At 50.4% G+C, this 11,513-nt stretch carries 13 protein-coding genes and 2 pseudogenes; 4 read left to right on the top strand and 11 right to left on the bottom strand.

Features of this window, described 5'->3' with window-relative positions:
• Positions 1–247 (bottom strand): IS1-like element transposase (locus ACOTXI_RS23865; protein ID WP_063928108.1); only part of this gene is annotated, 247 nt, incomplete at its 3' end.
• Positions 248–857: 610 nt separating this feature from the next.
• Positions 858–1,427: a recombinase family protein gene (locus tag ACOTXI_RS23860; RefSeq protein ID WP_001749988.1), complete on the bottom strand. Its 570-nt coding sequence runs from the start codon at positions 1,425–1,427 to the stop codon at positions 858–860.
• A 245-nt stretch (positions 1,428–1,672) separates the two neighbouring features.
• Here ACOTXI_RS23860 and ACOTXI_RS23855 point away from each other — a divergent pair, with 245 nt between their 5' ends.
• Positions 1,673–2,881, top strand: a complete 1,209-nt coding sequence (locus ACOTXI_RS23855; protein WP_000110241.1) for a type II site-specific deoxyribonuclease — start codon at positions 1,673–1,675, stop codon at positions 2,879–2,881.
• A gap of 33 nt (positions 2,882–2,914) precedes the next feature.
• On the opposite strand, the gene ACOTXI_RS23850 is transcribed toward ACOTXI_RS23855, so the two are convergent.
• On the bottom strand, positions 2,915–4,348 hold the full coding sequence (locus ACOTXI_RS23850; protein WP_001288432.1) for a DNA cytosine methyltransferase: 1,434 nt from the start codon (positions 4,346–4,348) through the stop codon (positions 2,915–2,917).
• A gap of 98 nt (positions 4,349–4,446) precedes the next feature.
• On the opposite strand from ACOTXI_RS23850, the pseudogene ACOTXI_RS23845 reads away from it, so the two are divergent.
• Positions 4,447–4,719 (top strand): annotated as a pseudogene (locus tag ACOTXI_RS23845) (IS1 family transposase); the annotation flags it as partial.
• Positions 4,720–4,730: 11 nt separating this feature from the next.
• A pseudogene (locus ACOTXI_RS23840) lies at positions 4,731–4,829 on the top strand (EamA family transporter); the annotation flags it as partial.
• A 210-nt stretch (positions 4,830–5,039) separates the two neighbouring features.
• On the opposite strand, the gene ACOTXI_RS23835 reads toward ACOTXI_RS23840, so the two are convergent.
• From ACOTXI_RS23835 to ACOTXI_RS23825, 3 genes are all read right to left on the bottom strand, one after another.
• A complete protein-coding gene (locus tag ACOTXI_RS23835; protein WP_004729618.1) occupies positions 5,040–5,813 on the bottom strand; it encodes an SDR family NAD(P)-dependent oxidoreductase in 774 nt (257 codons plus the stop codon).
• Between the two features lie 65 nt (positions 5,814–5,878).
• Complete coding sequence (locus tag ACOTXI_RS23830; protein WP_001194072.1) at positions 5,879–6,580, bottom strand: DsbA family oxidoreductase; 702 nt, start codon at positions 6,578–6,580, stop codon at positions 5,879–5,881.
• A 65-nt stretch (positions 6,581–6,645) separates the two neighbouring features.
• A complete protein-coding gene (locus ACOTXI_RS23825; RefSeq protein ID WP_006687059.1) occupies positions 6,646–7,752 on the bottom strand; it encodes an alkene reductase in 1,107 nt (368 codons plus the stop codon).
• 213 nt (positions 7,753–7,965) lie between these two features.
• Between ACOTXI_RS23825 and ACOTXI_RS23820 the strand changes: the two genes are divergently transcribed.
• On the top strand, positions 7,966–8,295 hold the full coding sequence (locus ACOTXI_RS23820) for a thioredoxin family protein (protein ID WP_021242987.1): 330 nt from the start codon (positions 7,966–7,968) through the stop codon (positions 8,293–8,295).
• Positions 8,296–8,324: 29 nt separating this feature from the next.
• Here the strand turns inward: ACOTXI_RS23820 and ACOTXI_RS23815 are convergent, their stop codons facing one another.
• The 5 genes from ACOTXI_RS23815 to ACOTXI_RS23795 form a co-directional block, all read right to left on the bottom strand.
• On the bottom strand, positions 8,325–8,663 hold the full coding sequence (locus ACOTXI_RS23815; RefSeq protein WP_000888080.1) for a carboxymuconolactone decarboxylase family protein: 339 nt from the start codon (positions 8,661–8,663) through the stop codon (positions 8,325–8,327).
• A gap of 4 nt (positions 8,664–8,667) precedes the next feature.
• Positions 8,668–9,249, bottom strand: a complete 582-nt coding sequence (locus tag ACOTXI_RS23810; protein ID WP_000210409.1) for a TetR/AcrR family transcriptional regulator — start codon at positions 9,247–9,249, stop codon at positions 8,668–8,670.
• A 141-nt stretch (positions 9,250–9,390) separates the two neighbouring features.
• On the bottom strand, positions 9,391–9,948 hold the full coding sequence (locus ACOTXI_RS23805) for an OsmC family protein (RefSeq protein WP_000108589.1): 558 nt from the start codon (positions 9,946–9,948) through the stop codon (positions 9,391–9,393).
• Positions 9,949–10,133: 185 nt separating this feature from the next.
• Positions 10,134–10,718: a recombinase family protein gene (locus tag ACOTXI_RS23800; protein ID WP_012695450.1), complete on the bottom strand. Its 585-nt coding sequence runs from the start codon at positions 10,716–10,718 to the stop codon at positions 10,134–10,136.
• Positions 10,719–10,880: 162 nt separating this feature from the next.
• Complete coding sequence (locus ACOTXI_RS23795; protein WP_032677090.1) at positions 10,881–11,249, bottom strand: hypothetical protein; 369 nt, start codon at positions 11,247–11,249, stop codon at positions 10,881–10,883.
• Between the last annotated feature and the right edge of the window lie 264 nt (positions 11,250–11,513).

Raw genomic sequence — 11,513 nt, 5'->3', positions numbered from 1 at the left:
GTCGTAAAATCGTGTTGAGGCCAACGCCCATAATGCGTGCACTGGCGCGACATCCGACGCCATTCATGGCCATATCAATAATTTTCTGGTGTGTACCGGGCTGAGAGACGGTGTAAGTGAACTGTAGCTGCCATGTTTTACGGCAGTGAGAGCAGAGATAGCGCTGATGTCCGGCAGTACTTTTACCGTTACGCACCACGCCTTCAGTAGCTGAACAGGAGGGACAGCTGATAGAAACAGAAGCCACTGGAGCACCTCAAAAACACCATCATACACTAAATCAGTAAGTTGGCACCATTACCCGAATTACCAGCGTCTGCTCTTGGCACACAGCAGCCGTTAAGATGTAAGGCCTTACGCCAACTAAATCTAATGGGACAGATTTAGTTGGTGATGGTCAAGTAATCTGCAAACGGTCACCAAGTAAAATGCAAATGGGTAGTCAAGTCCGATGCAATTACGCAGCCCGGCAAGGTGGGCCGATTCCCATATCGACATGTATGTAGCTTGTGTTATCCGTGGATTGTGCAGCTCAGCGGGTCGCTGGTCGTATGGCGTAGTGTCCCCCGTAACCGGCCGCGTGCGGCCGCTAACGCGCAGTACGGCGCCGCGACCCGAAGGCGGGCCGCCGTTCCCGCGCGCAGGCGCGCGGCGCCCACTGCGCACCACCGTGGGGGACGTGCGGCAGCTGCGTGGCGGCGGGCTGGGTTATGGCTTTGCAGGGAGGGGCTGGGCCGGGCGATACGGTCAGCGTTGCGGTTTCCGGCGATTTGCGGCCGGTGCCCGTTTAAGTCCGGCGTGGTCGCCTTCCATGCCCTGACGGGCATAAGAAAATAAAACCGCCATGCTGCGGTCATTCATGATTTTGTGGTGTAGCGATAAATAGTCATGCGAGAAACGTTGAAGCGCTTAGCAACTGCACCAACTGTCATTTCAGGATCAGCAAGTAAGATTCTAATTTGTTTAACATCTTCTTCAGAAAGTGACGGTTTTCTCCCTCCCACACGGCCCCTTGCGCGTGCAGCTGCAAGGCCTGAGCGCGTTCTTTCAATATTGCGGTTGCGTTCAAAGCTAGAGAATATCGCCATCAGATGAGTATAGATTTCCCCTATAACTGGCGCATTTGTGTCTATTCTGTCCTTGATGGCTATGAAAGTTATTCCGCGTTTCTTCAGGTCGTCGAGTAAAGTAATGACTTGACCCAATGAACCGCCGAGCCGATCTAGTGCCCAAACTACTAGGGTATCTCCCTCGCGCAATGCTTTCAGGCAGTTCTCCAGTTCCGGCGCACCTTTTTTGTCGCGCTTGGGGCCGCTACGTGAGGTCTGATCCTGATAGATTTGCTCACATCCAGCTTTTGTTAGTTCGTCAACCTGGTGCGCCACATCCTGAAGATGCGTAGATTTACGTGCATAGCCGATTTTCATTCTTTTCTCGCTAATTAGTTATGGGGTTATTGTTATGTTGATACAGTAACGAGTTTTGTTACATGAGGGGAGTCATTTTTCGGGAGAAGTCAGGACTTTTCAAGACTGTCACAAAAACCATCGTTTTTGATACATTAATTTAACCAATAGGTTGCAGATCAAATCGTCTGTAACAGCCTTTCTGGCTGTTTGTATATAATCATGAAAAAATGGTGAGTAGAGTTTCAGGGTAACAGGGGATGCTTATGTCGGTTTTCCACAACTGGCTACTTGAGATCGCATGTGAGAATTACTTCGTCTACATCAAACGCCTTTCCGCCAACGATACCGGCGCAACAGGTGGTCACCAGGTAGGGCTTTATATCCCTTCAGGTATCGTTGAAAAACTCTTTCCGTCTATCAACCATACCCGTGAACTGAACCCTTCGGTTTTTCTCACCGCACATGTGTCATCGCATGATTGCCCTGACAGCGAAGCCCGGGCAATTTATTATAACAGCCGTCATTTTGGTAAAACCCGGAATGAAAAAAGGATTACCCGCTGGGGTAGAGGCAGCCCACTTCAGAATCCTGAAAATACAGGGGCTCTGACGCTCCTGGCTTTCAAGCTTGATGAGCAAGGGGGGGACTGTAAGGAAGTAAATATTTGGGTATGCGCCAGCACTGATGAAGAGGACGTCATTGAGACCGCTATTGGTGAAGTTATACCCGGAGCGCTTATATCCGGCCCCGCAGGACAGATTCTAGGCGGACTATCTCTACAGCAAGCGCCAGTAAATCATAAATATATTCTACCTGAAGACTGGCACCTGCGCTTTCCGTCGGGAAGTGAAATTATTCAGTATGCAGCCAGCCATTATGTGAAAAATTCCCTTGATCCGGATGAGCAACTTCTTGACCGCCGGCGCGTGGAGTACGACATATTTCTATTGGTTGAGGAACTGCATGTTCTGGATATCATCCGGAAAGGATTTGGCTCTGTGGATGAATTTATTGCGCTGGCCAATTCTGTCAGCAATCGCCGTAAATCCAGAGCCGGGAAGTCGCTGGAACTGCACCTGGAGCATCTATTCATTGAGCACGGCCTGCGACACTTTGCGACGCAGGCCATCACAGAAGGTAATAAAAAACCCGATTTCCTTTTCCCTTCCGCAGGGGCTTACCACGATACTGAGTTTCCCGTAGAAAATCTGCGCATGCTGGCAGTCAAGACTACCTGTAAGGATCGCTGGCGTCAGATACTGAATGAGGCCGATAAAATTCATCAGGTGCATCTGTTTACACTCCAAGAGGGAGTTTCTCTGGCTCAATATCGGGAGATGCGGGAGTCGGGTGTCAGATTGGTCGTGCCATCATCGCTGCACAAAAAATACCCGGAGGCGGTGAGAGCTGAGCTAATGACGCTAGGTGCGTTTATTGCTGAGCTGACAGGGCTTTACGCAGATATTCCATAGATTATCTCCCGGCATAAATACCGGGAGGAGCGATCAGATTCGTTCAACCTTGCACGAATCGGCATTAACCGCTTTCAGGATATAAGGTTCAAGCAGTTTGGCTACGGCTTCAAACACGGGCACCACTACGGAGTTACCGAACTGCCTGTACGACTGAGTGTCTGACACAGGAATGCGAAAAGGCCTGCCATCTACTTTTTCAAAACCCATAAGGCGCGCGCACTCTCGTGGAGTCAGCCTGCGGGGCCGATGCGCCTGATTTTCTTCGTTCGCGAAGTCTGTTTCACCTGTGGCCATATCCCAGCCACGGTCTATCAGAATTTCAGACCCGTCTTTGTGATAGCGAGCAGAAAGCGTACGGGCAATGCTTTCTTTATTTTCAGGATTAACGAGGCCAAAACCGAATCCGTTACCCTTAGCTGCGTGCTTTTTGGCGTAGTTATAGAGATACTCCCAGAGTTTCGGCGTCAGTATATATTTGCTGTCAACCACGGGTTCCAGCAGTTCGCCAAATGACGGACGCTGTTCCGGATAAAAACGACTAATATCGCGCAGGGTAAAGCCCTGGTGAATGTTCAGATCACGACGGAAACCGACCAAAACGATACGTTCTCGGTGCTGAGGTAAAAAGTGCTTTCCGTCGATAACTTTAGGATCGTTTTTGCCCATCTCAGCTGCATCCGCAACTTCATAGCCCAGTTCGTCGAGGGTATCCATGATGACTTTAAAGGTTTTACCCTTGTCATGGCTCTTCAGGTTTTTAACGTTTTCAAGAACAAAGATGGCAGGTTTTTTTGCGCGTATAATACGCGCCACATCGAAGAAAAGCGTTCCCTGAGCCTCACATTCGAAACCATGCGCGCGCCCGAGCGAGTTTTTCTTGCTTACGCCCGCAAGGCTGAACGGTTGACAGGGGAAACCTGCTAGAAGTACATCATGATCCGGCACATGCTCATTAATGTAAGCATAGGCATCGTTTTCAGGTACTTCAGGTTTATCACTGAGCGTGACTTCCCGAATATCGAGATTGAAAGTGTGTTCCTGAGCATCGTTAAACCAGTTAGCTTTATATGTGCGCACAGCCTCTTTATTCCATTCACTGGTAAAAACGCACTGGCCACCGATGGTTTCGAAGCCCTTCCGTATACCTCCAATCCCAGCAAACAGGTCAATAAACCGGAAGGCATAGTCAGGGTGATGTGCAGGCGCTTCCGGAAGCATTTTTCGTAGAAGTTCCTCTTCGGCTAACGTCAGCGTCTTAGGTGAGCACTTACCATTAATCCAGCGATTAAGAGTCTCGCGACTCCACTCATTTTTACCAACTTTTCTAAGCAGTTCAGCCACGTACTTCTGGTCATAGATTTCCAGCACCTGCCCGAGCAGCTTTTTATCATTTTCCTGTCGCAGTTGTTCTTCCGCTTCTGCTTTCTCAAGCAGATCCTGCGCCAGTAATTCAAATTCAGACATATTGCCTCCATTGGGTCTTATGGGTGAAACTGTATCACTCATTTGACCCAGATTGAATGTTTTTATCTGGATATTTAAACAGGTTTATTGTTAGGTAACGCACGTTGGCCACGCTGGAGCGTCTTCTGGGCCTGCTGTCGGCCTTTGAGGTCGTGGTATGGATGACGGATGGCTGGCCGCTGTATGAATCCCGCCTGAAGGGAAAGCTGCACGTTATCAGCAAGCGTTACACTCAGCGCATTGAGCGACATAACCTGAATCTGAGACAACATCTGGCAAGGCTGGGACGGAAGTCACTGTCGTTCTCAAAATCGGTGGAGCTGCATGACAAGGTCATCGGGCATTATCAGAACATAAAACACTATCAGTAAGTTGGAGTCATTACCTCCATCTCGATACCGGGGCAGGTGCGCTGTTACTTTTTGGTGCCGTACAGTTTGCGATGGTGATCCACGGATTATTTAAAGGGGAATCACTCTCCGTTACCGGCTCCTCATCGTGTATAACTCCTTTCTCTCTGGCCGTTTTGTCCTGTCAGGATGTCGTCAGAACCCGGCATAACACCCTGTGCCGGGAACACAAAAGGCACGGATGAACAGGTCGTGAATATTCTTAGTGAAGCCTGCTGATGACATGTCTGGCGACAAAAAAATGCCGCCCTTAAGGGGCGGCTTATGCCAGCGTCACGGGGTTATCGTCTGACCGCCATGATGCCCGCATCGACATCCCAGATAGCGCCCGTCACCCATGAGGTTTTGTCAGACAACAGGAAGAGAATAGTGTTTGCCACATCTTCGGCAGTTCCGACGCGTCCCAGCGGGTGGAAATCGTTCAGCGACTTCATAGCATCTGCGATATCCGCTTTGTCCATGAAGCCTTCGTATATCGGCGTATGAACAATCCCGGGAGACACCGCGTTGACACGAATACCCGCGCTGGCCAGCTCAATCGCCAGATTACGCGTCAGGGCATGCAGACCCGCTTTTGCCATTGAATAGGCCGAGGCCGGCGAGTCACCCAGTGCAGCCTGAGCACCAATCGAACCGACGTTGACGATAGACCCTTCGAGCTTCGCGGCGAGCATGTTCTTCACGACATCCTGTGTAATAAAGAACGTGGCTCGGTTCAGCGAAAGATACATGTCATAATCGGCAAAGCTGTGCTCGGTAAATCCTTTGGGCATGAAGATACCGGCGGCATTCACCATCAGGCTGATATCGCGATGGTGAGCATTAATTTCCTGACGGATAGTTTCCATACCTTCTTCGGTCATCAGGTTCGCCGCGATGACCGCAACCGGTCCCAGAGGGCTCAGTTCTTTTTGCACCGCTTCGGCTTTGTCTTTTTTATTCCCGGTCAGCACGACACTGCCGCCCGCTTCCAGTACCATGCGTGCCACGGCCAGGCCCATGCCGCTGGTACCGCCGACGACGAGCAGTTTTTTACCTTTGAAAAAAGTGTTCATTTTCTGACTCCATTACTGGTGGGTAAGACGTTGCCGGCAGCGTGAAACTGCCGGCGGTTGACGGATTAAATACTGCAGCCATCCGTTCCGCAGGTCTGACCCGCAGTGGCTGAAAATTCGGTTTGCTGTTCATCCCAGACCTGACGCAGGGCATTCAAAAAGTTATCTGCTGCCTGAGCCCCGCTGATGGCATATTTTTCGTTCATCACAAAAACCGGAACGCCGCTGAGGCCAATAGACTGTGCGTGGGCTTCATCGTCGGAAACGGTGGCGCGAAAATCGTCATTTTCCAGGGCGGCTTCAGCGTCAGCTTTCGGCATACCGGCTTCTACGGCCATGGCAACGAGCTGCTGACGGTCAAAGAGAGAGCGACCTTCGGTGATACTGCCATGATAAAAACGTTCTTCCACCGCGTCCGCAATTCCGGCCTTACGCGCGGCAACCAGCAGGGTGTGTGCATCTTCTGTATCACCAAACATCATGCCGTCGAAGTTGTAGATCAGACCTTCAGATTTACCGGCGGTGCCCACCTGATTCATCATCAGCTCCGCTGAATGCTGACTGCCCAGCTTTTTAACGATGGCATCCTTAAAAGGCATCGCGGGAGTACCACCGGCCAGACGGTAGCTGTGATGGCGGATCACCACCTGGTCGCGAAATTCAAAGCGATTCAGACCCTGTTCAAATCTTTTTTTAGCAATCCAGCACCACGGGCAGACCAAATCTGACCAGATATCGATGGTAAGGGTGGGTTTCAGCGTTTGCATAATGATTCCTCAAAGACGTTGGGCGGTCGGATCTCACTTATCAGAGAACCGCGACCGTATGGGATTTATTGCGCCTGCCAGACCGGGTAATCGGTATAGCCTTTTTCCGGGGAACCACTGACGCCGTAGTAGGTGGCGCGGTCACTTTCTGCCAGTGGCCAGCCGTTTTGCATTCTTTCAACCAGATCCGGGTTAGCGATGTAGGGCACACCAAATGCCACCAGATCCAGCTCATCATCTTCCAGAGCCTGCTCTGCGATATCACGGGTAAAACCGCCGGCAGCGATGATGGTGCCTTTAAACGTGTTGCGAAAACGGCGGCGGAAGCCTTCCGGAAGTGGCGCTTTGGTGTACACCGGCTGATAGTAAAGGTGTACGTAGGCCAGTTCCCGCTGACCGAGCGCGTCGGTGATGGCTGACCAGGTTTGCTCTTCACCTTCATACGGCGCGAGGTCATAAATGCGGCCGAACGGTGACAGGCGCACGGCAACGTGGCTGTTACCCACGGCTTCCGCCACGGCGTCAATGGTCTCCAGCAGGAAACGCTGACGATTTTCCACCGAGCCGCCGTATTCGTCGGTGCGGGTGTTCAGTTCGCTACTGAGGAACTGGTCAAAGATGAATCCGTTTGCCGCCATGATTTCCACGCCGTCAAAGCCGGCTTCCATCGCCAGGCGTGCGGAGTGCACGAAGTCTGCAGTGATGCGTTTAACTTCATGCGTTTCCAGCGCGCGTGGCTGGCTTGGTACAACCGGGCCCGGTTCTCCGGATTCGGTCAGCGCAAAAACGGTGGTATTGACCGCCTGAACGGTGCCCGCTGAAACCGGCGCTATGTGGCCTGGCTGAAGAGAGACGTGAGACATACGGCCGACGTGCCAGAGCTGCGCGAAAATACGGCCACCTTTGGCGTGAACCGCTTGTGTCACCTTACGCCAGCCCTGGACGTGTTCGTCGTTGTAGATACCAGGGGTATAAAGGTAACCCCGGCCTTCTTCTGAAACCGGCATCCCTTCGGTGATGAGCAGGCCAGCAGAAGCACGCTGTGCATAGTACAAAGCCACGACCTCATCCGGCACGTCATTCATGGTGCGGGTGCGGGTCATCGGTGCCATGACTACACGGTTTTTTAACGCCAGGCCAGACAGATTGTAGGGGGTGAAAAGCTTACTCATCGTATACCTCACAAAAAACAAAAAGGAGTATCCCGGCAGGGATTTGCACAGCCCGGCAGTATCATCGACTGGACGTCGCGCACTGGAGTTGCATAAACATCTGATGGGTGGCAATATACCAACCATCTAGTAGGTAGGTCAATGGCTGTGTTGTATTTTTTTGTCATAACGCAGCCATTTCTGAATTGTCACTCATTTTGCGAGGTCATCACCATGCGTACATTAACAGCTTATAACGAAGATAATTTCCGCCAGATAGAGCAGTACAACGGAATATCGGTGGTACGTTTCTCTGCACCCTGGTGTCCGCCCTGTCAGGCCAGCGAAGAAATGTTCAGTCAGTTTGCAGACCGGCTCGATAGAGATATTCAGGTGGGGAAAGTCAATGTAGATCAGGCGCCGGTGCTGACAACCAAATACGAGATCTGGGGGCTGCCGTCTGTGCTGATATTTCATGAAGGGCAATTAGTTAAACGCATACCGGGTGTGAAACCTGCATCGGTATATGCTCAGGCTATTGCGGACATAAAAAAAGGGCAGTAATGCCCTTTTAACGTGGAATTTATTAATGCTTAACCGCGTGCCTGACCGACGGCATCCAGAGTGCGGGCTGAATAAATGACCGCCGCGCCAGCGTTGAGGTTAATCGCCACGCCCAGCGCTTCAGCAATTTCAGCGTCGGTTGCACCGGCTTTCACAGCGGCGTCGGCGTGAAAAGCAATACAGCCGTCGCAGCGGGTTGTGACTGCGCACGCCAGGGCAATGAGTTCACGCACTTTTGCGCCCAAAAGGTCAGTTTTGTTACCTGCGTTGCCCAGGGCAACCACGCCTTTCATGGTCTCGGGGGTCAGTTTGCCCAACTCGCCTAAACGTTGCATTAACTCTGAGCGATAGTTGTTCCAGTCCAGCATAGTGTCATTCTCCTGAATGAGGGGTATTAAGAAGCAGTTTTATATACTTAAGGCTGTTGGCGAAGACTTCGGGTCTGGCCGTTGCATGCGCCACTACGCTTGAGCCTTCACAGACATTAATGATCATCAAAGCAATATCTGATGGTTCGGCATGGGATGAAAACTCACCTGACTCCATGCCCGCCCTGACGACTTTTGTGAGCCACTCGATTTGCATATCGAAATAAAGTGATGTCTGTACAGTAATTGCCTGAGGCAGATTGGCGGTCTCTGCTGACAACGCACAACACAGTGGCAGTAGCGAAGCTTTATGGCTTTGCGCGAAGATATCGATGTAAGCCGCAATTCTTCTCTCCGCGCTTTTCTCAGTCGCCTCTATCTGCTCAAATACGCGTTGTGTATCAGAGAACGCCTGTATTACCACCTGCTCACCCAGAATATCTTTGGTCGGGAAATGGTGATGAATACTGGCCTTGGTGATACCCACTATTTTTGATAAATCAGCATAGCTGAATGCTGAATACCCTTTTTCGCGCATCAGGTGTTCTGCTTCGCTGAGCAGCCGTTCCCGTGTCATGGTTGTCATAATTACTCCATATAATCTACTAGTTGATAGATTATATTGTTGCTATTTTTCCGTAGCAAGTTGTATCACTGACTCAGTATCGTGCAGAGCTGAACGTCACTGCCATCCTGCATTCTGAATGGCAGCATTACATCTCTGACATCACGCCAGGCGTGTAATCATTTCAACCGGATTAGCCAGAGTATCGTGGATTGGCGAATTCTTTTGCATTTCGCTGACCAGCGCTTCTAACTCCTCGCGACTGGCGGTCTTGCTCGTAAGGTGAACATCGACGCGAATAGATTTCGCACCTTTACGCACGTTGCTGTCCAGCCCAAGGAAGCCGTTGAGGTTGATATCGAAATTAAGATCCAGCTCGATACCGTCCAGGTCGATCCCTTTTTCAGCAGCCATCATGGTAAGGGTGGCGGTATAACAGCCAGCCAGCGCCTGCATGATGTATTCAGTCGGGCTCATGCCGGTATCGGTGCCGAGTAAACCTGCGGGTTCATCACCGATATTAGAAAATTTCCCCACACGGCTGGTATCGATAACGCCGTTCTGGATTGTGGCGCCGGTCTCTGTGCGAACGGTTAATCCGCCGCTGGAACGGGCTTTCATCTGGAAAGTCAGGTTACCCAGGCCAGGCTGGCTGCGAACTGCTTCACGGGTATTGTGGATCGCAGCTGCGTCTGCAGAAGGTTTAACGGTAGTAGACATAATGGCTCCTGTAATTTCTTGATAAAAGGTATAGCTGGTGTAATCAGCACCAACCATCTAGTTGGTAGATTAATATCGCGAACCTCTTTTGTCTACTCTTTTATAAAAAATAGGGGGAAAAGAACCCAGCAGGCTGTTTTATTTCATAATAACCATTTGATTTTTTTTATAATCTTCCCAGCCGCTCACTCTTGCAGCAATCCAGCCTTTACCCGAAGGATAGTCTGGCGGGTGGTATTAAATTCCCGGGCAATAGCACTGATACTGATGCCAGCATTTAGGCGCTCTGTCACTGTTTGCTTTTGTTCCTCGCTCAGGATGGGGGGGCGACCGAAGCGTTTTCCAGCCGCTTTTGCCCTCGCAATACCTGAATACGTTCGCTCAAGCAGCAAATCCCGCTCAAACTCCGCTACAGCAGAAATTACCTGCATAGTCATTTTTCCGGCCGGACTGGTCAAGTCAACGCCTCCGAGTGCGAGACAATGAACGCGAATATCTAAAGCCGCCAGTTGCTCTACTGTTTTTCGGATATCCATCGCATTACGACCCAGACGGTCAAGTTTGGTGACAATCAGTACATCCCCATTTTCCATGCGATCTAGCAACCGGATAAATCCGGGGCGTTCGCTGGCAGCAACCGAGCCACTGATATGCTCCTCAATAAGTCGTTGGGATCTGATGGCAAAACCCGCCGCTTCAATTTCACGACGCTGGTTTTCTGTGGTCTGTTCCAGAGTTGAGACCCTGCAGTAGGCAAAAACACGTGACATGGGAAACTTTCCGTACGAAATGGATGTCCGAATTATAACGTGTGTCCGAAATTAATTTCACTAAGTTTCGGACATGTGCTGTAAGTGGTGTACGAAACCGACCGGTTTCGGACGTTTAAGTCACATGCACGTTAACTGTCGGTATTCATCGCCTCACTAGTACTACTCTGCTAGTTCATCATGTTCTTCGAGAGCATATTCAAAATCGGCAACAAGCAAGAAATTTTCTATCCTATAAGCCTGATTTAACTTAATTCGTTGGTATCTTTCGTTCAATAATCGCCATGCTGTTTTCCGTAGTACCATCGGTACGGATTCATCTTTTAAAGTACGCATGAGCACAGAACAGGTTGTCAGAAAAGCAGCGTCCTTACGTTTTCGGTAATACGCATCAGTCGAACAAACCGCAATGATCTCGATTGATTCAGGGTGATGACAGATAGCATTAACCGTAGTTTGTTCATGTATCTGTACCTTGAGTTCAGCCTGAATTTTTGATTGATGATACATAGCCTTGAGATAGCTAAACATGATTTCCCCATCAAACAGTAAGTCGTGTCAATTCCTAGAGTTAACACATTTCTGATCATGACTCACACGTTACGTTCAGTCGGTAGCCATCTGTGCAAAAAATGCGCTTAGCGTAGGATAATTTCCTTTTTCCAAGCGGACCCCTAAGTGAACTGCATGGATTTGCCCCTATATTTCCAGACACCTGTTATCACTTAACCCATTACTGGCCTGCTGCCGCAGATATTCCCGTGGCGAGCGATAACCCAGTGCACTATGCGGATG

The organism is Enterobacter cloacae complex sp. BZL2005 (assembly GCF_049238885.1).
In the GTDB taxonomy this organism is placed as follows: Bacteria; Pseudomonadota; Gammaproteobacteria; order Enterobacterales; family Enterobacteriaceae; genus Enterobacter; species Enterobacter roggenkampii.
Note: the sequence above shows the minus strand (reverse complement) of the source record. Positions and strands in the feature narration are given on the sequence as shown.